The sequence below is a fragment of the Chryseobacterium sp. UF-290 genome, assembly GCF_058245615.1.
The window spans coordinates 1-26,805 of the sequence record NZ_JBSICB010000014.1 but is presented as its reverse complement, the minus strand read 5'-3'; the positions used below and the strand labels follow the sequence as shown (position 1 = coordinate 26,805).

Below are 26,805 nucleotides of genomic sequence, written 5' to 3'. Positions count from 1 at the left end.
TTGTTAGTTTTTATAGTTGTATTTAAACGCTTTCAGCACCTTACCATTCACATCAATTACTTTCTCAAGCCTGTTCGCTGAATCATAGATGTAACTTTCTCTGATTCCTGAAGGAGGAGTAATGCTTCTTACCCCGATTAAAGGATCATAAGTGTAAGTAGTGATCTGGTAGTTTGGCAAGCTGTTTCTAAAGGATTTAAAAGCGGTAAATAGAGCTGTTTCATCATTGTTAGCTCCTGCTAATGCATCTACATCAGATGCGTTTACAATAGCATCAATTAATGATTGTTGAATGTCTGAAAGCTTCGCTCCTTCTATTTTGGCAATAGGCTGGGTTTTATTGTAGCCCCAAATGATTACTGTGGAAATACCATTTTTTGTAGTGTATTGCTGGAGGTTGCCTTTGCTATCATAAAGATCATAAGTAACTTCTGTAGATGGATTACCGGTTTGAAGGTCATAGGATAATACTGATGTTGGAAATAAATGAGCAGGATTATCATATTTGGTTTCTGTTTTCGAAAGTGTTTTAGCGGATGCCGCAGTATTTTCTTTTTTAACAACTGTAGTCTCCAAAGGAAATCCAATCATATTAGCATTGATCAACTTCTGATTGTTCTTTTCATAGGCATACAGATAATTTGTCATTGTTGAAGATCCGTCCGGAAGAACCTGGGTAGACAAAGAAAGATAATCCAAGGAATTATAGGTACTGTTGCTGTTGCTTGTTACCGAACTCTGAACTCCGTTCTTATAGAAATAAGAGGTTTCTGTCTTTTGGATAGGTAAGGTAATACCATATTGTGTAAAATACTTATAAGGGGTCACTAAGATAGTTTGAGGATAGTAATTTTGAAAAGCAACATAATTCTTATATTTATATCTGCTTGGGTCTATATTATTGTAAAAGTTATCTTTAGCTTTTATCCCTTCCAATTTTTCAAAAACAATGGAAGAATATTCATTACTTACTTCTGAAAGAATTTTTCCGTCAGAATCATATTTTTTCTCAAAAAGTATCTGTCCTCTCAGATAATCATGATTGATGATAGGAAGTACAGGTACTTGTGGAAAGAATACTTCCGGATTTGGAAAATCTATAGGGGATCTGAATTTATAGACGGTCTTACCATTATCAGTAATGCCGTTGTTATTTTCACGAACAATCTGTTTCACTGTGACATATTTGTATCCTACATCTGATCCCTGCGTTTTCTCAGTTGGGATGATATTGAAATTAGTGGTTGTATCGGATTGACAACTATAGTACATAGTAGCTCCAAAATCAGCATAATTATAGGTTATTCCCTCACTATATTTAAAAACCGGCTCAGGAAATACCAATGCTCCACTGCTTTTTTGAGGATTATCTATATCCGTGTAATCATAGGTAAATTCTTTGGAGGGTATCGCTGATGGAGAAGTGTCGAAATATTGAATATTGTTGATTCTTAACCCTCCTCCTTTCTTTGTCACATAACTTTTAAAATACGGTTCTTTGGTATAGGCTGAAAAACCATAAGAAACAGGTTTATGCGTTGGTCCATATGAACCTGTTAAAGATGCATAATACGTCCCCTGTTCCAATTCATCAGTTTCACGATTAAACTCAAATATAGGATCTATACCTACTCCACCACCTGGACACTGTGGGCCACCGGTTGATATACATAATTGATATCCAAGCCCAATTTCAAACACGGGTTGGGAAAAAGTATTGTTGGGTAATTTCTTATAAATTTTAAGATTCCAATTGGAATACATTAAATCGCCCAGTTCCAAATGAAGTTTTACTTTTTGTGGAGAATTTATGGTAAAGAATTCTGCTTTTGCAGTGGAGCTGAATGAATCCAGCCCACTCAGATCAAAGCTCTTGTCTTCCTCTTCCCAACTGCCTGTCACTTGTTCCATAGGAAGTGTAAATCCTGCAAAATGGCTGTAGACATTCTCACCAAAATCAAAGACTACTTTTCCTTTAGTAGGGTAGGTGATAGACTTAATGACATCTTGGGTAATATCAGAAGGACCCGAACCTTTATAATACCCCCAAGAATCCTTTTCAAAAGTGTTATTAATGTTATTATAAGCAATAGTATATTCATTTAAATTACCTCCTACATTGGATTTTATAACTTTTTTCAGTAAAAGTTTTCTTAGATTTTCAGTAGGATATGTTGGTTTATCAAGAATGGAATTTGAATAATCATAATCAAAAAAATATTTATCTACATATTGGTTAGCGTTCTGACCGTTAATATTGCTTTGTACAGATTTTAATTTATATAATTCAGGTGAATTTAAATAATTGGAATCATTTCTTCCTTTCTCATAAGTAAAATTGATAGTTCCTCTATCCGTTATGGTAATGCTTGTAAGAAGTTTAGTCGTAGCTTTATTAAAAACTGTTTGGGACTCTATTGCTCCAGGCATTTGAGGGTCCGGATCTTGTGTGGTATTAGCATAATTATATATAACATTTTTTGTAAGCCTTGTCGTTTTGGTTTCAGGATCTTTATATTCTACCTGAGAAGTTTGACCATAATTGAATGTAAGTAATACATTGTTACCAGGATCCTGTACTTTTTCCAAATGATAAGCTGAAAAATATACTCCTCCTCCAGGATTTGCTGCTACATCACCACCCCCGTTAACCAGACCTATTTTGACAGTAGTAACATCTTTTGAAAAAGTTTCCATTCCCCTGAACAAATACCGTGTTCCCTTATCGTCTGTAATGGTAATCGTTTGTACTTCTCCTCCTGCATCATGAGTACTGGTAATTTTTAGATTATTGCGGTCCAGTTTTTCAGCTAAAAAACTTCCATTAGGGTCTCTTTTAATAATAAATCTTCCGGAATATCCCATGAAATTATACTGATACAGGTCGTATTCCGTATCATATTTACCAATTCCAGCATAAAAAGCATACTCATTGATATTCCAATTGTTCAGTTGATCAAATATTAATTTATAGGTAGGATTTAAATCATGCTTGTAAATCCCATATTTTGCGGTAGGTGGTGAAGACATAAAGGTAGACTCTGTTTTACCATCTGCAACACCTCCTCTTACAGTTCTTGTGATAGTGCCTCCTGCCAATAAGCTCCAGCCAAGCCCGGTTTCGCTTGCTTTATCCTCCGGTTTTGCACTCAAAGGATGGTATTTCAACTGAACGTTTAGGGTAACGTTTGGACTACCGGTAGGAATATTGAAAAGCGGAATATTAATATCAGGTATTCCAGTATAATAGCTGACAGGTACTTCTTCAAATTTCATTAAATTGTTGGAAGTAGGAGCAGCGGGAAATATTTTATTAATATTATCAACATCTTTATTAAAATCATTTCCTGCCTGAGCATTTAAATGAGTAAAGATTATCGATAATAGATATACGGTTAGTATCTTTTTTCTCATGGTTATTTTTTTATCAGTTTAGCATTCGCTGTTTTATTGGTATCTGTTTTTATGGTCACCAGATAAGCTCCCTGTATCAGAGACTGGGTATTAATCTTAGTTACTTTATTCTTTGTCTTCAGATTCTGAAGCTGTCTTCCACTCATATCATACAGCATAATATCAGCTTCCTTGAAATCAAAGCCGATTTCTACATAAGCATAGTCAGACACCGGATTCGGGTAGATCCTGATGTCATATTTCTCAATCAGTTGGTCCACCTGTTTATCTCCCAGCTTTACGATCTTCCAGTTCTCCTTTCCAAGTTCCGTTGCACTGGTACCAGCCAGAACTATAGATCCATCTCTGTTCAGCTTCAAATCTGAAAGCCTTTCCTCCCTTTGTCTTGATTCTCCACTCACATGCTTTCTCCACTGCTCATTGCCATTCCCATCCACATACAGCATCCAAAAGGTCTCATCATTCTTTTCTAATCCTCCCTCAGCCTGAGTATAACCCCCTAAAAGAATTCCTTTGGTCAGGTCCTGGTTCCTGGATCTGGCATCTTGACTCTGAATGGTACTCATTCCCATTAAAATATCACGATTCCCAAAGTTGTAAGATTTCTGCCACTGTTCTTCTCCTCTTTCATTTAAAGCGATCAGCCAGAGATCTGTGCCTTCTTCTATACCTACCGTTTTATTGCCGGATCTTTCGGATCTGGATTCTCCTCCAATAATATATCCGTTTGAAGTCAAAGCCAAAGTTCTGATATGATCATCTCCTTTCCCTCCATAGTTCTTTTCCCATTCTACTTTTCCGTTCTTATCCAGCTTTACGATCCAGTAGTCGCCTTCACCATAATTGCTGCTGGCTTTTGGCAACTGGCTAATGGCTGTAGAGGTGGCAGATGATAAGTTTCGGTTGGCAGATTGACCGGTCAGAAGTTTGGTCTCTGGATTTCTTACTCCCGAATCATGAACTTCGGAGCTTCTGGAATAGATGCCCAATAAGGCTCCGCCGTCTTTCGTTGGTATCATTTTTTCAACTTCATCCAGACCTTTTCCTCCTAAGATAAGTTGGGATAATTCCTTTCCGTCCTTATCCAGCCTGATGATCCAGGCATCTTTAGAACCATAACCTTTGGATGAGTTTTGTACATTTCCGGCAACAAAGAATCCCAGATCTGTCGTTTGGATCACTGCCCTGGCCTCTTCATCAGAAGAAGTTCCCAAGGTTTTCTGCCATAATTCATCTCCGAATTCATTAAGACGGATCAGCCATATGTCAGAACCTCCTTTGGAATCATCTTTTTTATCCAGACCCTTATTAGAATATGAGGTACCAGATACTAAAAATCCACCGTCCTGTGTGGTAACCGTTGCAGAGAGGTAATCATGATTCTGGCCGGAGAAATATTTTTCCCAGACTTCTTCTCCCTGCTGGTTGAGTTTTACCAGATGAAAATCATAACCGTTGTTTTGCTTTTGGCTGTTAGCTGCTGGCGACTGGCCTTTGGTTTGAATAGAACTTCCCGTGATAAGGTATTGCTGATCGATCGTTGTAGTAACCTGGCTTAGAAAATCCTGGGTAGAGGATTTGATGTCTTTTTGCCAGACAACTTTCTGGGCAGACATGCTGAGGAATATGCATATAGTACATGCACTGAAACAAACCTTTTTCATTCCCGTGTTATTTTTGAGTTAATAATAGCTTATTTTTTGCAAATTTAACATTTTTTAACATTACATTTAGCTCATATTAAGGTGATTTAATATGAAGTTTATCACTTCAAGTAGCTTTTACTTCTGTTAATCATTGATACTACAAATCTATTTCAGCATAACGACAAAACATGTCGTAATAAAATAAAGTGTTCAGTCTATTTTCATGCAATACCTTAATTTAATCAATGTATTAAAAAAAGGGCAATTCTATAAAGAATCACCCCCAAACATTAACTGTTTATTGATTGAATTATGATGTTTTTATTTCCATCCGCCACCTAAGCTTTTATAGATATCAACCACTGTGCTCAACTGCTTTTGTTTGGCTTCTATCAGCTCCATTTTAGCATCCAGCGCGTCTCTCTGATTCAAAAGAACTTCAAGATAATCCGCTCTGGAATTCCTGAACAATTGATTGGCAATATCAATAGACTGGTCCAGCGCTTTTGTTTCCTGAGATTTCAATTGATAATACTGATCTATATTTTTAATCTTTGACATAAGATTGGCAACATCCAGATAGGCGCGTAAAATAGTCTTATCATATTCGTACAATGCCTGGATCTGTTTGGCATCTGCCGTCTGAAAATTAGCCTTAATAGCGCTTTTATTGATCAGCGGTCCTGCCAGTTCTCCCGCAAGATTGTAAGCGATAGATTCAGGCATTTTTACAAGGTATGATGGTTTAAATGCCTCTAATCCTAATGTCGCGGAAATTTCCAGAGAAGGATAAAATTCTTTCCTTGCCGCTTCCACATCCAGCTTTGAAGCTTTCAATTCCAATTCTGCCTGCTTGATATCGGGGCGGTTAGCCAATAACTGGGACGGAATTCCTGTATATATCGTAGGCGGAATAGTAGACATAAAGTTTTCCTTCGCTCTGATAATAGGCTGTGGATATCTTCCCAGTAAAGCATTGATCTCATTCTCCTTTTCAGTAATCTGCTGACGGATCGTATATTCTGATGCTTTAGATTTTGCCAGTTCCGCTTCAAACTTCTTTACGGCCAGTTCAGTCGCTGCTGCAGCTTCTTTCTGTATTTTGGAAATTTCCAGGGCTCTTTGCTGTAATTTAATATACTCTTGTATGATGTCCAGCTGGTTGTCAAGAGCCAGTAATTCATAATAATCATCTGCAACCTCTTCAATCAGATTAGACAATATAAAGTTCTTACCTTCTACTGTAGAAAGATAGTGGGCAACCGCAGATTCTTTTTCGGTTCTGAGCTTTTTCCAGATATCGATCTCCCAGTTAGCCATTAATCCTCCTTCAAAATTTCCAAGGGGATCCGGCATTTCTTTTCCCGGCTCTATTTCCGTAGTAGCATCTCCTGCTCCTTCACTGGTATAGCGGCCGGCTTTTTTCAGGCCAGCTCCGATTCCGGCAGAAACAGTTGGACTTAATTTTCCTTTTTTAGATAAAACTCCACTCTTTGCTATTTCAATTTCCTGAAGGGTAATTAAAAGTTCCTGATTATTCTTTAAAGCAGTTTCTATCAGGCTTACAAGGTTTGGATCAGTAAAAAACTGTCTCCATGGTGTTGTTCCGCTATTGTTGTTAGCATCCTGCTGTTCCTCCTGGTTAAAATTTTGAGGGATATTTTCTTTTACCTCATCTTTTATGACCGTCGCCATAGGTGCTTTACAGCTTGCCAGGACAAGAGATAAAGCAATGGCTGTGATTATATTTTTAGTCTTCAAATTTTCCATCATGTTCGTAAGGTTCAGTTTGTTCTGTTAAAGGATTTTCTTCCTCATATCTTGCCAATCTCGATTTTTCCGCAATGGTTCCGAAGATATAGTACAGCCCTGGGATGATCATCAGCCCAAAGATTGTTCCGATAAGCATTCCTCCGGCAGCGGCCGTACCAATAGTCCTGTTTCCTATCGCTCCCGGGCCGGTTGCGATCACTAATGGAATCAATCCGGCAATAAATGCAAATGATGTCATCAGGATCGGACGGAAACGTATTGCCGCACCTTCGATAGCTGCTTTTGCCACAGGTATTCCTTCTTCTGCTTTCTTCTGTACGGCAAATTCAACGATCAATACGGCATTTTTACCTAAAAGTCCGATAAGCATGACCATGGCCACCTGTGCATAGATGTTGTTCTCCAATCCTAAAAGCTTCAGGCATAAAAAAGCTCCGAAGATCCCTACCGGAAGCGATAATATTACCGGAAGCGGAAGAATGAAACTTTCATATTGTGCGGAAAGGATCAGATAAACGAATCCCAGACATACCAGGAAAATAAAAACCGCTTCATTTCCACGGCTTACTTCATCTTTGGAAATCCCCGCCCAGTCGATACCGAAACCTCTCGGAAGGGTTTTATCCGCCACTTCCTGAATGGCTTTGATGGCCTGACCACTACTGTACCCCGGAGCCGGAGTTCCACTCACCTCCGCGGAATTATACATATTATGCCTTGTGATCTCAGACAGGCCATATACTTTTTCAAGCCTCATGAAATCTGAGTAAGGAACCATCTGATCTTTATCATTTTTAACATATAATTTCAGCAAGTCCGTCGGCAGGGCACGATATTGAGGGCCCGCCTGTACAATTACCTTATACGGTCTGTCGAAACGTATAAAACTCGTCTCATAATTGGAACCAATAAGGGTAGACAGGTTATCCATCGCTTTTTCAATGGTCACTCCTTTCTGTTCCGCAAGGTCATTATCTATCCTAAGCATATACTGAGGGAAACTCGCAGAATAGAATGTAAAGGCCGATCCCAGTTCCGGGCGTTTCTTCAGCTCCCTTACAAAATCATTACTTACCTGCTCCATTTTATGGTAATCCCCGCTTCCTGCCTTATCCAATAAACGAAGTTCAAAGCCTCCTGCAGCACCATATCCGGGAACAGAAGGCGGCTGGAAGAATTCAATATTAGCTCCCGGAATATTCTTAGCTTTTTCTTCCAGCTTTTCAATGATCTCCGCAGCGGATTCTTTACGCTCTTCCCAGCTTTTCAGGTTGATCAGACAGGTTCCGGAGTTGGATCCCGTTCCTTCTGTCAGAATTTCATACCCAGCCAATGAGGAAACAGACTGTACCCCTTCAATACCTTCAGACTCTCTCAAAAGCTCTCTCGCAATCTGATTGGTTCTTTCCAATGTAGATCCCGGCGGTGTCTGAATAATAGCATAGATCATTCCCTGGTCTTCTGCCGGGATGAATCCGGAAGGAAGCGAATTGCTCAGGAAATAAGTACAGGCACAAAAAGCCAACAAGAGCGGTAATGTAATCGTTTTTTTGGTCACCGTCTTATTCAGCATCTTCTCATACTTCCCGGCACCTTTTGTAAACAGGTTGTTAAATTTATCCAGGAAAGCAGTAACCGGTGTTTTCTTTCTCGCTTTTCCGTGATTGTTCCTAAGGATCAAAGCACATAAAGCCGGAGTCAGCGTCAAAGCCACAACGCCTGATAAGATAATGGATGAAGCCATTGTAATGGAGAACTGCCGGTAAAATACCCCAACCGGTCCGGACATAAAGGCGATCGGAATAAATACTGATGCCATTACAAGGGTAATCGCAATGATCGCTCCACTGATCTCATGCATCGCTTCTTCCGTTGCTTTTAAAGGGGAAAGATGTTTTTCTTCCATTTTAGCATGTACCGCTTCAATCACAACAATGGCATCATCCACCACAACCCCGATCGCCATTACCAATGCAAAGAGTGAGATCATATTCAGTGTAATCCCGAAGGCAGACATCACCGCAAAAGTTCCTACCAATGAAACCGGAACCGCTAATGCAGGAATCAATGTTGAACGCCAGTCTCCCAGGAAAAGGAATACAACAATTGCTACCAGAACGAAAGCTTCGAACAAGGTATGCACAACTTTCTCCATGGAGGCATCCAGAAATCTGGAAACGTCATAACTGATATCATAATGCATTCCTTTCGGAAAATTATTTTTCTCAAGATCCTTCATTAGTGCTTTTACGTTTTTGATAACGTCACTGGCATTGGACCCGTAAGACTGCTTTACGGTAATTGCCGCAGAAGGCTTACCATTCAGGGTAGAGTAAATATCATACATCGAGCTTCCGAATTCAATATCTGCAACATCCTTTAATCTTACAGATTCACCATCCGGCTTGGCTTTTAAAATGATATTTCCATAATCCTTTTCATTACTAAAACGTCCCGGATATTTCAGTACATATTCAAAAGACTGGGAACGTTTTCCTGAGCTCTCCCCCGTTTTTCCCGGAGAGGCTTCCAGGCTCTGCTCGTTCAGCGCTTCCATTACTTCATCAGCTGAAATATTGTAAGCCGTCAGCCTGTCCGGTTTAAGCCAGATACGCATTGCATATTCACGGGTTCCAAGAATGTCAGCAAAACCTACACCGCTTACCCGTCTCAATTCAGACATTACGTTGATATCCGCATAGTTGAAGAGAAACTTCTGATCAGCCTTAGGATCATCGCTGTACAGGTTAATGTACATCAACATATTGGGCTCTTCACGGGTAATCTTTACTCCTTCACGCACTACCAATGGCGGCAGCTTATTAACAACTGAAGAAACCCGGTTCTGAACATTTACAGCGGCAACATTGGGATCAGTCCCAAGGTCAAAAACGATCTGAATGGAAGCCTCACCGTCGTTTCCGGCATCTGAGGTCATATATTTCATACCCGGCACCCCATTAAGACCTCTTTCAAGGGGAATAACCACGGATTTGATCAACAATTCATTGTTGGCCCCCGGATATTCCGCAGTAATATTTACTTTGGGCGGAGAGATAGAAGGGAACTGGGTCACCGGAAGTTTTACCAGTGACAGAATCCCCAAAAATACAATAATCAGTGAGATTACTATAGACAGAACAGGTCTGCGAATGAATTTCTTAAACATACTACTTCATTTTTAGAGTCTACTACTCTGCTTTTAGTTTCAATGATTGCAGAACCTTTTTAGGATCCTGGAATTTGGTTTTGATCTTCTGATCATCTTTTACTTTCTGAACTCCCTCCAGAAGGATCTGGTCTCCTTTTGAAATTCCTGAGCTCACTACATACAGATCCGGAAGTTCATAAACTATTTTGATGTTTCTGGATTTAGCCATTCCATTTTTATCGATGACAAATACATATTTCTGGTCCTGGATTTCATAGGTAGCTTTCTGCGGAATGATCAGGGCATTATGAACCGGCACGGCCATTTGTACTTTTCCTGTTTCTCCGTTTCTCAGAAGTTTATCAGGATTAGGGAATTTCGCACGGAAAGCAATATTTCCCGTCTCGTTGTCAAATTCTCCTTCAATGGTCTGGATCTCTCCTTTTTGTAAGTAGGTTTCACCATTGGCCGTGATCAGTGACACCTGGTTACTGCCTCTGTCTGCCACATGGGTCTGATAGCTCAAGTATTCCGGTTCAGAAACATTGAAATAGGTATAGATACTTGTATTATCGGATAGTGAGGTCAGCAGATCGCCTTCATCCACCAAGCTTCCAAGCTTCAAAGGAATCCTGTTGATAACTCCTGAGAAGGGAGCTTTGATATCCGTAAATGACAAATGGATCTGAGCAAGCTTCATTTCAGCGTTGGCCGCATCCAGTTTGGCTTTTGCCATCGCCTTTTCATTTTTAGAAACAATATTGTTCCCTGCTAATGTGCTTGCATTTTTCAATTCGATCGATGCCTGTTCTACTTCAGCTTTTGCTTTTAATAATTCAGCCTGATACAGCTTAGGCATAATCCGGAATAAGGTTTGTCCCGCCTGTACATACTGTCCTTCATCTACAAAGATCTTTTCCAGGAAGCCTTTTTCCTGGGCCCTTATTTCAATGTTCTTCACAGACTGGATCTGGGCCACATATTCTTTGTTGATTACAGTGTCCATTACTACAGGAGATGTCACCGGATATAAGGTAACTTCTTCTTTCTCTTCTTTTTTCTTGTTGCAGCTCACCGCCCACAGAAGGACGCTCAGTGCAACAACCGAAGCAACTCTTTTTATCATAATTCTAGAGTTTATATAAATCGTTAATGTTTTGTTTGGAAATAAAATGGTAATAAGGATGATACGGTGTGATGATTACCAACATACACAACGCAGGATATCCCACCTGAAATCAGGCAGAAAAAGAAATAAAAAATGAAATTTTAAATTCTAATGGAGCGGATCAGAATAAATCGTTTGGCAGCAAAACCAAAAACAAAACCGTGAATATCCGGTTTTAGCCGCTTATAGCTTTTTAGTCCAAAAATGTAAACCAGACTGAAAACTCCTGCGAAAACAACAATTGCCTGCCATACATCAGACAGTTGGAAATCATTCTCTGCAAGCTCTAAAGTAGAGTTGTCTACAGTATCTGCCGTCTGCTGTACCGAAAGCTTTTCATAAGTCTGGTTGAGTCGGTTGGCTCTTTTAGGCATATGGTGAGAAACATGACCGGAATAGTCATTTCGAAGTGTTTTAACATTAAGCCTGCTTTCCACTACGAAAAGCAGAAAAAGACCTGTTAAAAAGTATACTATGAAGTTTCTCATTTTGAAGTCGCAAATGTACACCCAGATATGGTATTATCATAGCGGATTAACAAAGTTTAACGCTCCTTTAAATAAGCTGAATTCGAAAATCAACGAAATATTATCACACATGGCTGTTTTTCAATGGTTATCACAAATGAAAAAGTCAAAATAATTAACAGAAGCTGCTGTTCATACTTCAGAAACACAGAAAGGAATCAGCCCAACCATATTACGATTTTTATTACATATATTATTTATATTTAATTTTTATTCATAATAATTTACCCCATCTGGCAATGGCATTATCATTCATATTAATTAATATTAAAAGATGTTTAAGACATATTTTCAGAATTAATTAGCTTCTTCAATAGTTTATCTATTTTCAATAAAAAACATCAATAACAAAATTAAACACCATACATAAAACAAAAAATTAACAAATAATTCATAAATAATAAAAAAATCAATAAATAAAATTTATTTTATTCTAATAATTTGTATATTTATAAAAAATTAATAACACAAGATGAATAATTTAGTTTATTGCCTAAATTACATCAACCCGTTTCCTAAAAGTAATGACACCGGGAATCTATATCTCCAGACTGAAATTTTATCAGCTCTAGCAAAACCTTGCCCATATAGGACTCCTCATAACCTTCCGCCAAACCCGAATTTCAAATCAATAAAAAAATATGATTACCAATACATTACAAAATCAAAACCTCCCTCACCCATAACATTTAAGGTTTTACATGTCTCAAAATGCACAAGTAGACATTAGCAAGGCTATTTAGTAAACTGACTCACAACAACTATTAAATATTTTAATTATGAAAAACAAATTATCCTTATTGGGACTGATGCTTGTTTCGATCCTTCCCTATGCACAAGTAGGCGTTAACACCTCCAATCCCCAAAACACCTTCCATGTAGATGGATTAAAAGACAATCCCGATACCGGAGCTCCCTCAGCAGCTCAGCAGGCCAATGACTTTATTATTACTTCCAGCGGAAGTACAGGAATAGGTACAACAACACCTGATGATTCTGCCATTTTAGATATTACTTCAACAGATAAAGGAATATTAGGCCCTAGAATTAGCTTAACTTCTGCCACCATGCAGCTTGGAAGCAACCCTAATGCTTCAGGACTCCTCATTTATAATACAGGTCCTGTTCTGCTTCCTGGTTATTACTTTTGGAACGGTTCTGAATGGAGAGTATTTAATACATCATCATCTGGTGGCGGAGGTGGACCGGTTGCCAATGTCGAGAACATTGCTGCAATGGGACCTTTAGTGGCAACCAATGAGAACGGAAGAGCAGGATACGGTCTTTCTATTACAACTCCTGACGGGAGATTTTCAGTAAGAACCTTCATCCCGACTGGCCTTGGATTTTCCCTTGTCAATTTACAAATTAGAAATAACACCGCCACCACTGTAGATCTCATTGCAAATGAACATTGGCTTTGGGGAGGATCAGGAGGGAATCAGCAAAACCAATTAAGAATACCTCCAGGATCATGGGCTGGAGATGGTGGAATTGATGGAGCCGGCCTTATCAATGCCACATTACAAACAGCCTTAACGTTCCCATCTTGGGGAAATCCTGAAACATACGCAGCAGGGATGCCTGAGCACCGCATATACGCATGGACAACAACCGATGGAAATGACAAAGTTTTCTACAAACTGTATTATATGATGGGTTCTTCAACCCCTGCCAATGTTGCAAATGATACAAATTGCCCGGGAGGAACATGTAATACAACAAAAGCGTTTTTTACAATAGATCAGATAAAAGCGCCATAAAAATCAAAGAATTTTATAAAAAAGGGGATGTAAGCATCCCCTTTTTTATATCTATCTGTTTCCGTTTACCTTATTTGTCGTAAAGAAATACTCTTGCTCATTCCACTTCATGAATTTAGCTGCTCCAACCTGTACCATGCATCACAGAGCAATGCAAAAGCTAAACTTTATCATGAATTCAAATTATTAATATAAGCGTATTGGTATTCTCTGTTTTTTGATTTATTTTTGCCAAAAATTTACACAACAAATGAACAATGAAAAAAAACTACAATTTACTTTACTGAAAACAAGACGGTTAAAAAAATATTGAATTCTTTTAATCCCAAATTTAGTACTATAATTATCACTTTTTGTTTCACTGAAGAATATTTTTTTTAAAGTCTACCCATAATTGACTTAATAAAAAAATACTGTTAGTTTATGTAAAATTAACATATATTTATTAAAAATATTTGTATTTTTATATAGCATTAATACCATAATTCATGAAACACTTTAAAATCACTTATCACTATGAAAAAACTATTAACACCCATCCTTATAGGGTTGAGCATTCTTTCCTCGACAGCGTGTAAACATCCGGGAAAAGAGACAGAGACCATTACTGCAACCGCTCCTGAAAATACAGATGACATTTCCAAGAATGTATACGTTGACAGCTATGGAGAAAAGATAGAGGTCATCATCAACAAAACCAAAAATACGGCAACCGTACATTTAAACGGCAAAACTTTTGACCTTAAAAAAAGTGATGCTTTACCTGAATATACAGCCTCCAATGAGGAGTATCAATACTCTGAAATCAAGGGTAATATAACTTTTTTAAAAAAGAATGTAGATATGGTTCTTTTTCATCTTAAACAGTCAAAAAAAGAATCTGGTCCTGCAAAAATGGCATCGTATTAGCATAGGATACTGATATTCGTACAAAAAAAAGAATTATGAAAAGTTTGTATTATTATTTATCCGCTCTGTTTATCGCTACATTTCTGGTTGTGTCTTGTAAACCTCAAACTGCTGCACAAAATGCCGCTACTGATATTACAGGAAAGACATGGAAATTAACGGAACTTAACGGACAGCCTATTAATCTGAAAAATCCGAAAAACAATCCTCATTTCAAACTCGATATGAATGGGATGAGATATGAAGGTCATGCCGGATGTAACGGATTAGGCGGAACATTTGAGATCAAACCTGAAGTAATGAGAATCAAATTCAATCAGGGAATGTCTACCATGATGGCTTGTGAAGATCTGGATATTGAAAGCCAGTTTACAAAAGTGATCCTTGCAGCAGATAACTATTCTGTAAACGGGAATACATTGACGCTGAACAAAGCAAGAATGGCTCCTTTAGCTAAATTTGTTCTTGAGTAATTGTAACCTTACACTAAAAATATAAAGACGCCTCATTTTTAAGGCGTCTTTTTTTATCACGTTTATCACGTTTCTGTATGTTATTTCTTATTGTAGATCATATAGCAAACCAAAAGGCTCATATTTACCAGAACCGCAAAAGAATTTGACAAAATAATAGGCAGCTCATCTTTCATAAAACCGTACCAAACCCACAACGACAGTCCTGAAATAAGGACCAAAAGCATGAGTAAAGAAATATCTTCTACATTTTTTTCTCTGATCACTTTTACTAATTGAGGAATCATTGAAACGGAAGTAAGAATTCCTGCGATTATACCCAGAACATTTTCATTCATAAGTTGTAGCTTCTTTTTTGAAATTTGAGTATCTCTATTCTACTATTGGAATCTGCCCAGGGAAACCTCTTCATGCAATGGGGCATCTTCTTCGATAAAGCGGAACAGATCCCTCGAAAAATAACACCCGTTAAGAATTCCACGTGCTCCTAGCCCATTGAACACATATAAATTACTATACGTTCCATGTCTCCCGATGATGGGCCTTCTGTCTTTTACTGTAGGCCGGAAACCAAAGTGTACTTCCTCCACCTCAAAATCATAGGGATAAAATTCAGACAATCCGTTTACCAGTTGAGTAACTGCCGATTCGTCAATATGGTGATGAAGCTGTTCCCTGTCATAAGTTCCGCCATAGAAATGAAGTCCATTTTCAGTTGGAAAGAGGAAATGCTTCTTTTTAATGGTTATATTTTCTGAGATCGGCTGGGAAAGCTTTACTTTTATATGATGTCCTTTATTAGGATTCACTGCAATATCGGAGAAATACGGATTGTTTTTGACACCTATTCCTTCACAAAAGATCACATTCTTAAAAAGAAAATCCTTATAACAAGATACTGAAGGATCCAATTGGGTATAATCAAACTTTTCTTTTACCAAATGATCATTTTTTTCGAAATAACTGAATAAACCTGCAAAAAATCCATTCACGTTGAGTCTGGCAGACTGACTGACCTTTCCGGTGAGAAAGTCGTTTTTTACCACATTTAAACGTTCGAATTTTTGATCCAAAAAATCAGACAAATCTTCGTTTGCTGATTTTTTCAGCCATAGGTTCTGCTCGTTTTCATCATGAAAGATCCTGTGAATGGGTGCATTGATCAGATAGCTCTCTCCGGTATATGATCTTATTTCGTCCAAACTATCTTTAAGAAAGTCGATCTGCTCCTGCGCTTTCCAGAATGTCGTAAACTTTTTGAGAACAACCGGATTGATAATTCCTGCGGAAACCTGGGAAGCACTTTTCCTTCCTTCGGAAAAGATCACGAAAGATTTGTTATTCTTAATTAACTGATGGGCTAAGAAAAGCCCCGCATACCCATCTCCTACAATAATATAATCTACATTTCTCATAATAAAAAAACCTGAGTAAAAATACTCAGGTTTTGTATAAATATCAAGTGAAATCTAGTAATTCCACATATCATTTTCCATTTCAAGGATCTGCGCTTTGATTCTGTCGCTTTCTTCCAGCTGATCATCAGCATCTTTAGGGATATAATCCTTAATCGTACCGTCTCCTAAACCGCTTGAAGATTTATAGATAATGGAAGAGAATCTTCTTGCATTGATGATATCATCAAAAGATAGGTCAGCAGAAGAATTCTTTCTGTTGAAAACATAATTGTTTGCCAGAATATCTCTTGCATTCGGATAGAAGATCCAGAACAGGTCGATCAATTCATCATTACCGGCAATAGGTTTTCCATCCGGACCGATAACACCCTGTACTGCAGGATCTGGTCCCATAGCAGCAATACCAAGAGGTCTGTATTTCATCTGTCCGTCTCTCTTATCAATGAACCACATACCCATGATCTTAAGAACCTTTACTTTATCTGTAGTCGTTTTGAATACGTCGGTATATTCTTTCTTCTCACTTTCAGTTAACGGTCTTCCTGAGTTTAGGATATCGATAGCAGCATCATTGATTCTTACATTCTCCAGTCTTTTCTGAATTCCTTCAGGTGAAAGCTTAACTGTAAAGTTCTCATCATCATATACCTGCTCGATTTTACCACTCAAAGCAGCATCTAACAATAGCTGGTACAGAGATCTTGTAGGAGTAGAAAGAAGACCATCCGGGTTATCATAGTAGAATGGCTGATTGATCTTATCATTCATATCGATGATCTCCCAAACAAACATACTCTTAAGGATATCTTTATCTTCAACAAATCCATATTCAAGAGGTTTTACTGTTTTATCTATAATAGTATCACCAACTTTTTGTTTGTTTTCCTCTCTCATCTGTCTGAACTCTTCCGGAGAAGAAGCGTTCAGAATAGTCTGGGAAAAAGCAAATCCCGAAACTAATACTAAAAGGGTGCTAATATATTTTTTCATAATAAATTCCAATTTTAGTCCTATTGAACATTAATTAATATAGGAGTAATATTTTTAATCTGTTGTCCTTCCAGACCTTGTGCTGTTGCTTTAATATCAAAGATAGAAACCACATCTCCGGTTCTCAGATTCTTGATCAATCCTGCAGCGTCATTTAATGAATTACCATGGATCAATAAAGCTGCTCTTCCCGGAACTCTCACCATAAACTGGGTCACAGTAAATGATACAGGGAAGTCGAAGTCAGGAATAGCTGCCTGTACAGATTGATTCGGAATAGAAGTTGCCGGCATCGACAATACATTCTGACCTCTCATCTCACCTCTTGGTGGCGGAACATTCTTGATTCTGTATTCAAATACCTGAGATACGGATTTACCATGCGGATCTATTCCTGATAAAGTCAACTTAACCGTAGTACCTGTCGTAGGTTTTACGATCCACTTACCTGGTCCGGTATTTCTTACAGAAGCTCCCGGAGCTGATAATGAAAGTTTAGAGTTATCCGCACCTAAGATTGATCCTGATACAGGGTTATCAAGTCCTCTGTACATTACATTCATCTTATCTGCAGAAAGTAATAATCCTTTTTCAAGTTTTACTTCTCTAGGTCCTGCGATTACATTATAAGTATGTGTCCAAGGGAAGCTTTGCGGCTTACCTGAAGCATCAGTCAATGTAATAGTACCTCCTAATTTATGTTCACCGATTCCTGCACCAGAGATCGGAATGATACCTTTACCGTTATCTACTCTGCTTACACCGGAAATACTGATTTTATTACTATTGGAATAAGTTCCCAGCATTACTTTCACTTCAGCCTGTTTACCAGCCTGGATATCAACCGGACCTGAAACGATCGGCTCATAGCTTGTAAACTTGATGCTTGCATCCACTTTTTCCTGAAGTAATAATGCGAGTGCATCAGACTGAACATTTCTGGCATCGTTTTGGATAATTTCCAAATTGGATATTGCAGCAATAAGTGGCTGATGATAAAATTTATTCTGAAACCAAGTCTTTTCATTTGGAGATTTTCCTTTAGGATACTCTGCAATCAGAGACTTGTTAGCTCTTTCCACTAAATCTTTAAGCTGAGCGTTATTACCAAAAGTATTGTTGATATAATTTCTTACAGCATCAATTTTAGCTTTCAGTTCCAATGCATTTTTTGAAGGGGTATTTTCATCTCCTTCTTTAAAGAAATATTCAGTGGTAGCTTCGTTGTTATTCAATGCAGCAAAATTTTCGCTTACATCAATCTCTTTTCCTGTTTTAGGATCTTTATCGTGAAACTCAGATTGCTTTTTTAATAAAATCTTGATATCCTCAGCAGATTTTACTAATACATCAATTCTGTTTTTCAAAGCCTTGTAATCTTCCCAAGGTTTTGCATAAGTATCAGGAACTTGTTGCGCTTTAGCTTCAAGTGTTTTTTCAAAGATCTTTTCGTTCTTCTTCTCTGTTAAAGTTCTTGTTTCATTCAATGCTCTGGTAGAGTCATAGTATGATCTGATGATTTCTGCATCAATATTGAGGGCCATCATCGCGATGAACACCAGATACATCAGGTTGATCATCTTCTGACGAGGGGTCTGTTTTCCTTGTGCCATTCTCTTTTCTTTGTTTTAGATTAAATTAGTTTAAATTTAGAAATGGTTAGGAATTAAGACTTCATAGCAGTTAGCATACCACCATAAACTCTATTTAAGTTATTAAGATTAGATGTTAAACCTTGTAGCTCTTGATTGAATTTCTCAGACTGCTCTGCAGATTTCTGCATATCTGCTACATATTTGTTAGCAAATTCAGATTGCTTTTTACCGCTTTCAAGTTGCATTGCATATAAAGCATTCATACTTTCCATATGCTGAGCAGCTTTATTTAATTGCTCATTATATTTATGAGTAGAAGCTGAAACGTCAACAGTTTGGTTGATCTGATCAACTGAACTCGAAAACTTATTGATACCTGTTCTTAGACTTTCGAATAACTGAACATCTAATTTCGCATCTTTAAGCATTTGATCTAATTTATTAGAAAGAGAATTTTCTAATTCAGCAAACTGAGCACCTGTATTTCTTGTTGTTACATTAGAATGTAATGGGTTTGGGTTAGCATGCTTATCTAATAACTCAGGATAAACATTTTCCCAAGCATAAGACTCTTCAGTTTTTGGTGGGTCGAATGCAAAAATGATAAAGATAATCGCCTCCGTAATAAGCCCTACTGTAAGAGCCATATTACCGTTAATTGGTCCCAGGGTAATGTGAGTAATTTTAAGCCAAGCTCCAAGAATTACAATTGCAGCACCGAATGAATAGAAGAAATTCATCCAAGCATCTTTAGTCTTAAACATATTGAGTTAGTTTTTTTAATGTTAAATAAAATTGTATTGAAAAATAATTGTTCTGGTTTTATTATCTGTTAACTCTTCTTGGCTTAACAGCTGCTTCAGGAATATCCTGTACAGTTCTAAATCCGATATAGCTTCTTGCCGAATCTTTTCTTTCCCAATCTCTGGCCCCCGTCATTAATGCATATCCTATATCTTTCCAAGATCCACCTCTTACAGATTTTCTAGTGTCCTTTTTATCTTTAGTAGAAGGATTTAATGTAGAAGAGAACCCGTATGAAGAATTGTTATACGCAGATAATGTCCATTCAGAAACGTTTCCAGCCATATCAAATAACCCAAATCCATTTTTCTTAAATTTCTTAACTGGAGCTGTATATGTATAAGTACCTTTTTTCTCGTCTTCCATATAATTACCTCTCTTAGGTTTGAAGTTCGCCAGGTAGCAACCTCTGTCATCCATTAAGTATGGACCTCCCCACGGGTAAGTAGCGTTTTGCATACCACCTCTTGCAGCATATTCCCATTCGATTTCTGTAGGAAGACGGAATGCCAATGGTCTTTGTTTTTTTCTCTTTAAGCTTTCGTTGTAATCTGTTTTCAATTTAGATCTGAAGTTACAGTAAGCTCTTGCCTGATCCCAGGTTACTCCTACCACCGGGTAGTCTTTGTAAGCCTTGTGCCAGAAATACTGTTCAAATAACGGCTCATTATAAGCAAAGTGGAAATCTTTCACCCAAACGGTAGTATCAGGATAGATCGCAATACTTTCACTTTTCAGGTAATTAACTCCTCTTTCGTTATCTGCAACCGCAGCATCCATATCTCCCCAACGGTAAGTATATTTAAGCTTACTTACGTCTAAAATCCTCTCGTTTCCAATTCTGGAAGAAGCAGGCAGATACATAGATTCTAAAACTTCCGCATATTCTACATCCGGATATTTTGAAGTACTCCAGTGTAACGGAATTTTCCAGTCTAATCTTTTGCTTGCGTCATAAGTTCCATCTTCACGGCCACCCTGGCCTTCCATATATTCTTGATAAGGTGTTAAATTTTCTTCTTTTTTAGCAAGATATGCGTAGTCTCCTATACTGGCTCCTCTACGTCCACCTTCATCACCACCTTCTCCGGCAGCTTCAGCAAGTAAAGTTCTAGCGATAGAATCTCTTACATAGTTGATAAATACTCTGTACTCTGCATTGGTAGTTTCTGCTTCGTCCATGAAGAAAGAAGAAACAGTAACTGTTTTCAATGATGCTTTTTCAGGGGTATTTGTCGGATCCTGGTCTGCTAAACCAGCAACAAATGAACCTGCAGGAATTGCGACCATTCCGTATGGTCTTTCCGCAACAAATGATTTCGTTTTTTCTCTTGGTATCAATTCTCCTTTTGTTCCTGGCTTCCCTACAGAAGAGCTGCCACCACCTGAACAAGATACCGATGCTACCGACGCAGACAATAATAAAAGAAATATCCTTTTCATGTTAATTTTTATAATTAAGCCGTAAATATATAATTTTTTTAAGAAACTTTTAAGATTTTTTTTGAAATAACGGAAGAAATCTAAATTTATTTTATTTACAACAAGTTTTTATTCTACGGTTACAGATTTTGCCAGGTTTCTTGGCTGATCTACATTGGCTCCTCTAAATACTGCAATGTAATATGCAAGCAGTTGCAGAGGCACAGAAGCCACGATTGGAGAGAAACATTCTGATGTTTCAGGAATCTCAATAACATAATCTGCCATTTCACTTACCTGACGGTCTCCTTTATTAACAACAGCAATAATTTTTCCTTTTCTCGCTTTAATTTCCTGAACATTACTTACAATTTTATCATAATGTCCTTTTTTAGGAGCGATAATAACGATCGGCATATTTTCATCAATCAATGCAATCGGACCATGCTTCATTTCTGCCGCCGGATATCCTTCCGCATGGATGTAAGAGATCTCTTTCAATTTTAAGGCTCCTTCCAATGCTGCAGGATAGTTGTATCCTCTTCCCAAGTAAAGGAAGTTGGTAGCCTTTACAAAATCTTTTGCAATATTCTGAGTAAGCTCATGGGTTGTATTCAACACTTCTTCAATTTTCTTAGGGATAGCATCAAGCTCAGCAATTAAGCTCATAAATTCAGCATTTCCTAAATTTCCGTTGTGTTTTCCTAATTTAAATGCGATTAAAGTAAGAATGGTAAGCTGTGCAGTAAATGCTTTCGTAGAAGCAACTCCAATTTCAGGACCGGCATGTGTATATGAGCCTGCATCTGTGATTCTCGCAATCGAGGAATCCACAACATTACATATACCGTAAATAAATGCTCCTTTTTCTTTTGCTAATTTTAAAGCAGCCATTGTATCCGCTGTCTCTCCTGACTGAGAAATAGCGATCACCACATCCTTATCTGTAATAATAGGGTTTCTGTATCTGAATTCTGAAGCATATTCTACTTCTACAGGAATCCTTGCATATTCTTCAATAAGATATTCCCCGATAAGACCTGCATGCCATGAAGTTCCGCAAGCAATAATGATAATTCTGTTGGCATTTTTGAATTTCTCTACATGATCCCAGATCCCTGCCATTTTGATCACTCCTTCATCTACAATCAGTCTACCTCTCATCGTATCATGTACAGATTTAGGCTGCTCGAAGATCTCTTTAAGCATAAAATGCTCATATCCGCTTTTTTCAATCTGCTCCAGACTCAGCTTAAGCTCCTGAATTTCCGGTTCGATCTTAGAATTTTCATTAATGGTTCTGATATCTACTCCATTTTCCAGAGAAATCGTTGCCATATGTCCTTCTTCAAGATAGATGGCTTCTTTTGTAAATTCTACGAAAGGCGATGCGTCAGATGCAATAAAATATTCTTTATCTCCAATACCTATTGCCAGGGGAGAACCTAGTCTTCCAACTACCAATACTCCCGGGTAATCTTCGTGAAGCACCGTAATCGCATACGCTCCGTATACTTCATTCAATGCATATCTTACTGCTGTCGGGAAATCAATATCCGGATTCAAATCCATAAAATACTGGATAAGATTGACCAATACTTCTGTATCTGTTTCTGATTTGAAGGTAAATCCTTTTTCAGAAAGCATTGTTTTAATGGTATCATAATTTTCAATGATCCCATTGTGTACGATTGCTATTTTTCCATTATTTGACAAGTGCGGATGTGAATTTCTGTCACTTGGAACACCGTGAGTAGCCCAACGTGTGTGTCCCATCCCAATTTTGGCTGTTCCTTTCAGTCCTTTCGAAATATTCACCAAATCCTCAACTTTACCTTTTGTTTTTTCTACTTCAAGTTTGTTCCCTGAACCTTCTAAAACAATTCCGGCACTGTCATACCCTCTATATTCCAATCTTCTAAGACCATTGATTACAATTTCGTAAGCGTCTTGAAAACCTGTATATCCTACTATTCCGCACATAATTATTTTGTCTAGTGTTTATTGTCTATTTTGCTAGTGTTATATTGTATTTTTATTTTTTTGTAGCGTAAGTTACTATCAACTGAGCTCTCTTATCATTCCCCGCTTCTGTTCCGGTAAAAATCACCCTGTTCATATCAAATGCTCTGGCTGTACTCCAACCATTGGTTAAAACACCTGATGCATTTCCTACAAACGATCCCAGACTGATATAAAAAGGTTGATTAGGTACTGGTTGTTGAGTTTCATTTCCATTTTCATCTTTTACTTTTTTACCCTCAACAATATCCTTGATTGTCTTTGTCACTACAAAATCATAATACTCTTCCGGAGTCTCTCGGTAATAATACAAACTAAGCCCAGTCTGTGTGTCTAATGATAATTTGGAAATATCAAGCGGGTTGCCTGGGGCATTTGCCATTGGAACAATTGAAAATCTGCGGGCATTTTTTGAGTTCTTATCCTTCCAGCTTAAAGGATCTACATAAAATCTTATCTTGGCTCCTACAATACCAACCTTATCTTTATTATATAAAGTTTTAAGATCTTCAATAGTGGTATCAGGAATTTTCACTCCTATGGAAGGACCACCCATCCCCTGAAGAAAAAGCCTACGATCACCTTCCTGATCATTGCTATTGTCCAATGCGTATGAAACAGCTGATCCTGACCTACTGTATTCATACTGCCCGATATGAGCATTCACTCCTCCTAAGTTAAACTTAAGTGTTGTTTGTGGTCTTGTTGTGGTACCGTTTTCTGTTTTATCATATTTATAATACATGATAAGCTCCATATCATCAGGAGAAAACTGGAAGAGATAACGGTCTGTTTCTTCTACAGAAAGCTTTATTCCTTTAAAATATCTGATAAAGTTGGAAGCATCCTGAAGTTCAGGTTTTCCTTTCTTATCGATGATATGGGTCTGGAAGAAATCCGTATTGGCTAATTTTATTCTGAATCCAAGATTTCCTGTAAATACATTTGATTCATCAGATTTTCTTTTAATAGCAATAGAACTTACTGTTCCGTCAAAAACTCCGGATCCCAAAAGTTCTCCCGTACTTACATTAGCATTAGAACGTGTGAAACTTTTATTGTTCGTATCTAAGAAGGTAGTGATTTCATGCACGTTGATTTTCATATTCTTGTGAGCCCCTCCTGTTTTACCATATTTACGAACCGGGTACGTTTTTTTCTCAATAGAAACAGCTACATTTTCATTATCCACAGGAAACTCACTTTTCTCATAGGTATTCGTTGTTAATGAATCCACTTCGAAATAGGTATTCGTTTCCGTATTAGCAGGTGATCTCAATACCAAAACAACAGAATCTACTTTTGCATTGGGTCCGTTAAAATCATAATTATTTACCGGCATTCTCAATTGAGTAATATAAGAGGCTCTCTGCATTCCGAACTGGTCTTCGGTAAAAGCACCTAAAACTCCTGTTCTTAATATTGTGACAGCATTACTATTTTGAATATATCCGCTGATAAGTCTGGCAGCATCACTTCTGATGGAATCATTATTACTATAGTTATAGGCAACAACATCACGATATATTTCGTCCCCCTGTGCTGCATCTTTATTAAGCAACTGCTCACCAAGAGAATCCGGATCAGGTTCACAGTTATAAAGGATTGTACTTCCGAAAATCGCCAGTAAAAGCATGGCGAATGTCCTTTTAAGAGTATGAGTCATTAAAAATGTGTTTTTAATAAAGTTGATTTATTGAATCTATGTCAAGGTATTCTGACTTCTGAGTAGCTGTTGTGTTAAAAGCCTGATCCAGATCTTCATCCAGGAACTCATCGCCTTTTACTACCATATCTACATAATTCATACTTTCGATAACAAAATTTTTGATTGTTGGATTATCTAACGCTTTTAATCCTGAAATATTATCAAACTGCAGCTTTTCATCAATCTTTTTATCCAGGGCAGCATCTTTCTCATTGTACAGAGAAAGTACGATTTTAGCGTCTTTGAAATAAGTATCTGATTCGTAATACGTTTTAAGATAAATTGGAACAAAAGAAGACATCCAGCCGTTCAGGTGGATCACGTCCGGTACCCAGTTCAGCTTCTTAATAGTCTCAATTACTCCTCTTGCAAAGAAAATAGCTCTTTCGTCATTGTCGTCGAAAGGATTTCCTTCGTCATCGAAGTAATATTGCTTTCTTTTGAAATATTCTTCATTGTCAATAAAGTAAACCTGAAGTCTTTCCCCCGGAAGAGACGCTACTTTAATGATTAAGGGCTGATCCAGGTCATTAATAATGATGTTCATCCCTGAAAGGCGGATCACCTCATGAAGTTGGAATTTCCTCTCACTTATTTGTCCAAATCTTGGCATAAAAACTCTTACATCATTGCCTTCATTGTGCATCTTAAGTGCCATTTTGTTTACCACTGCAGCCATATTCGTATCTTCCTGATATGGATACATCTCTGTAGTAATGTACAGTATTTTTTGATTCGGCATAAATTTTCTATCTAATTTTTGTAAAAATGCTTTAATGTGCAAAATTACAAAAAAACATCCAACATTATTTTAATTAACATTTTTTTACGAAAATTCCCATTCCCAAATTATTAAAAACACATATTATTATGTGATATTTTTAGTATTTTTGAAATAGTATTAAAATAAACTATGGAAGTTATAAAAAACAGGAAAGTCCTTCAGGATTTCATTGAAAGACAGAAAGAAATGGGAAAAAGAATTGGCTTCGCTCCTACTATGGGAGCTTTGCATAAGGGGCATCTTTCTCTGTATGAAGAAGCAAAAAAGGAGAATGACCTTGTTATTTCTTCAATTTTTGTAAATCCTACCCAATTCAACAATACTGAAGACCTTGAAAAATATCCAAGGGACATCAACAGGGATATTCTGATCCTGGAAAATTCAGGTTTGGTAGATGCAGTTTACATTCCTGAAGTAGCAGATATCTATCCTGAAAAGACAGAAAGTAAGCACTATGATTTTGACGGACTGGAAAATGAGATGGAAGGAAAATCAAGACCGGGACATTTTGACGGGGTAGGAACTGTTGTAGAAGAGCTTTTCAGACAGATACAGCCGGACAATGCTTATTTTGGGGAAAAAGACTTTCAGCAGCTTGCCATCATCAGAAAAATGGTAGAAAAAAAGCATCTTCCTGTCAAGATAACAGGTGTTCCTATTTACAGGGCAGAAAACGGACTGGCTTTAAGCTCGAGAAACCAAAGACTTCACGAAGACCGTAAAGAGGCTTCTAAAATCATTTATGATACCTTGAAAAAAGTAAACGACTGGTTCAGAACCGTTACAATACCGGAAATCAAGGAAAGAGTAACTGATATTTTTGATCAGCAACCGGGAATGAAACTGGAGTATTTCCTGATCGCAGATGAAAAAACCCTGCAGGAAACTGATTTCTTTTATAAGGACAGAAACTTCAGGGCGTTCATTGTAGTCGTTGTAGATGGAGTAAGACTCATTGACAATATGCATTTGGATTAACACCTGCATATTATTAAAATAAATTCTCCCTGATCATGACAATATGATCAGGGATTTTTGTACCTGATCCGTTTTTTCAATATGAAGATGATAGCATAAAAAAAATCAAAGGCCTCCTGAAGGAAGCCTTTGAAACACCAAATCACAAAATATTAATATGAAAAAAATTTACTTTTCAGTAAACTTGTGACCCGGCTGGGATTCGAACCCAGGACCCATACATTAAAAGTGTATTGCTCTACCAGCTGAGCTACCGAGTC

Annotated in this window: 19 protein-coding genes and 1 tRNA gene; 4 read left to right on the top strand and 16 right to left on the bottom strand. The window is 37.6% G+C overall.

The window, feature by feature from the left end:
• Nucleotides 1–3: 3 nt before the first annotated feature.
• The 6 genes from AC4IF5_RS15520 to AC4IF5_RS15495 form a co-directional block, all read right to left on the bottom strand.
• Nucleotides 4–3,414, bottom strand: coding sequence for a hypothetical protein (locus AC4IF5_RS15520; protein WP_490736045.1), 3,411 nt, complete (start codon nt 3,412–3,414; stop codon nt 4–6).
• Nucleotides 3,415–3,416: 2 nt separating this feature from the next.
• A complete protein-coding gene (locus AC4IF5_RS15515) occupies nt 3,417–5,078 on the bottom strand; it encodes a T9SS type A sorting domain-containing protein (RefSeq protein WP_490736043.1) in 1,662 nt (553 codons plus the stop codon).
• Nucleotides 5,079–5,381: 303 nt separating this feature from the next.
• Nucleotides 5,382–6,830, bottom strand: a complete 1,449-nt coding sequence (locus tag AC4IF5_RS15510) for a TolC family protein (RefSeq protein WP_490736194.1) — start codon at nt 6,828–6,830, stop codon at nt 5,382–5,384.
• Nucleotides 6,811–10,002 carry an efflux RND transporter permease subunit gene (locus tag AC4IF5_RS15505; RefSeq protein WP_490736041.1) on the bottom strand — a complete coding sequence of 1,064 codons (3,192 nt, stop codon included), beginning with the start codon at nt 10,000–10,002 and terminating at the stop codon, nt 6,811–6,813. The genes AC4IF5_RS15510 and AC4IF5_RS15505 overlap by 20 nt, the downstream gene beginning before the upstream one ends.
• A gap of 22 nt (nt 10,003–10,024) precedes the next feature.
• The gene (locus tag AC4IF5_RS15500; RefSeq protein WP_490736192.1) at nt 10,025–11,107 is read right to left on the bottom strand and encodes an efflux RND transporter periplasmic adaptor subunit; all 1,083 of its coding nucleotides are present in this window, start codon (nt 11,105–11,107) and stop codon (nt 10,025–10,027) included.
• A 146-nt stretch (nt 11,108–11,253) separates the two neighbouring features.
• Nucleotides 11,254–11,640 (bottom strand): hypothetical protein, encoded by a 387-nt coding sequence (locus AC4IF5_RS15495; protein ID WP_490736039.1) that lies wholly within the window; start codon nt 11,638–11,640, stop codon nt 11,254–11,256.
• 818 nt (nt 11,641–12,458) lie between these two features.
• On the opposite strand from AC4IF5_RS15495, the gene AC4IF5_RS15490 reads away from it, so the two are divergent.
• The 3 genes from AC4IF5_RS15490 (at nt 12,459) to AC4IF5_RS15480 (ending at nt 14,824) form a co-directional block, all read left to right on the top strand.
• Nucleotides 12,459–13,442 (top strand): phage tail-like protein, encoded by a 984-nt coding sequence (locus AC4IF5_RS15490; RefSeq protein WP_490736038.1) that lies wholly within the window; start codon nt 12,459–12,461, stop codon nt 13,440–13,442.
• A 516-nt stretch (nt 13,443–13,958) separates the two neighbouring features.
• Nucleotides 13,959–14,351, top strand: coding sequence for a hypothetical protein (locus tag AC4IF5_RS15485; RefSeq protein ID WP_490736037.1), 393 nt, complete (start codon nt 13,959–13,961; stop codon nt 14,349–14,351).
• A gap of 35 nt (nt 14,352–14,386) precedes the next feature.
• Nucleotides 14,387–14,824, top strand: coding sequence for an META domain-containing protein (locus AC4IF5_RS15480; protein WP_490736035.1), 438 nt, complete (start codon nt 14,387–14,389; stop codon nt 14,822–14,824).
• 80 nt (nt 14,825–14,904) lie between these two features.
• On the opposite strand, the gene AC4IF5_RS15475 is transcribed toward AC4IF5_RS15480, so the two are convergent.
• The 9 genes from AC4IF5_RS15475 to AC4IF5_RS15435 all read right to left on the bottom strand — a co-directional run bounded on the left by AC4IF5_RS15475 (nt 14,905) and on the right by AC4IF5_RS15435 (nt 25,525).
• The gene (locus AC4IF5_RS15475) at nt 14,905–15,162 is read right to left on the bottom strand and encodes a SemiSWEET transporter (RefSeq protein WP_490736033.1); all 258 of its coding nucleotides are present in this window, start codon (nt 15,160–15,162) and stop codon (nt 14,905–14,907) included.
• A gap of 42 nt (nt 15,163–15,204) precedes the next feature.
• Nucleotides 15,205–16,239 carry an NAD(P)/FAD-dependent oxidoreductase gene (locus AC4IF5_RS15470; protein WP_490736031.1) on the bottom strand — a complete coding sequence of 345 codons (1,035 nt, stop codon included), beginning with the start codon at nt 16,237–16,239 and terminating at the stop codon, nt 15,205–15,207.
• A 54-nt stretch (nt 16,240–16,293) separates the two neighbouring features.
• The gene (gene porN / locus AC4IF5_RS15465) at nt 16,294–17,232 is read right to left on the bottom strand and encodes a type IX secretion system ring subunit PorN/GldN (protein WP_490736029.1); all 939 of its coding nucleotides are present in this window, start codon (nt 17,230–17,232) and stop codon (nt 16,294–16,296) included.
• 20 nt (nt 17,233–17,252) lie between these two features.
• Nucleotides 17,253–18,845 carry a type IX secretion system motor protein PorM/GldM gene (porM, locus tag AC4IF5_RS15460; protein WP_490736027.1) on the bottom strand — a complete coding sequence of 531 codons (1,593 nt, stop codon included), beginning with the start codon at nt 18,843–18,845 and terminating at the stop codon, nt 17,253–17,255.
• Nucleotides 18,846–18,898: 53 nt separating this feature from the next.
• The gene (porL, locus tag AC4IF5_RS15455; RefSeq protein WP_490736025.1) at nt 18,899–19,591 is read right to left on the bottom strand and encodes a type IX secretion system motor protein PorL/GldL; all 693 of its coding nucleotides are present in this window, start codon (nt 19,589–19,591) and stop codon (nt 18,899–18,901) included.
• A gap of 61 nt (nt 19,592–19,652) precedes the next feature.
• Nucleotides 19,653–21,074 (bottom strand): T9SS ring complex lipoprotein PorK/GldK, encoded by a 1,422-nt coding sequence (porK, locus tag AC4IF5_RS15450; protein WP_490736023.1) that lies wholly within the window; start codon nt 21,072–21,074, stop codon nt 19,653–19,655.
• A 108-nt stretch (nt 21,075–21,182) separates the two neighbouring features.
• On the bottom strand, nt 21,183–23,036 hold the full coding sequence (gene glmS / locus AC4IF5_RS15445; RefSeq protein WP_490736021.1) for a glutamine--fructose-6-phosphate transaminase (isomerizing): 1,854 nt from the start codon (nt 23,034–23,036) through the stop codon (nt 21,183–21,185).
• A gap of 52 nt (nt 23,037–23,088) precedes the next feature.
• Complete coding sequence (locus tag AC4IF5_RS15440; RefSeq protein ID WP_490736019.1) at nt 23,089–24,741, bottom strand: DUF4270 family protein; 1,653 nt, start codon at nt 24,739–24,741, stop codon at nt 23,089–23,091.
• Between the two features lie 13 nt (nt 24,742–24,754).
• Nucleotides 24,755–25,525 (bottom strand): glycogen/starch synthase, encoded by a 771-nt coding sequence (locus AC4IF5_RS15435; RefSeq protein WP_490736017.1) that lies wholly within the window; start codon nt 25,523–25,525, stop codon nt 24,755–24,757.
• 171 nt (nt 25,526–25,696) lie between these two features.
• Here AC4IF5_RS15435 and panC point away from each other — a divergent pair, with 171 nt between their 5' ends.
• A complete protein-coding gene (gene panC / locus AC4IF5_RS15430; protein WP_490736015.1) occupies nt 25,697–26,545 on the top strand; it encodes a pantoate--beta-alanine ligase in 849 nt (282 codons plus the stop codon).
• A gap of 187 nt (nt 26,546–26,732) precedes the next feature.
• Here panC and AC4IF5_RS15425 read toward each other — a convergent pair.
• Nucleotides 26,733–26,805: transfer RNA gene (locus AC4IF5_RS15425), tRNA-Lys, on the bottom strand.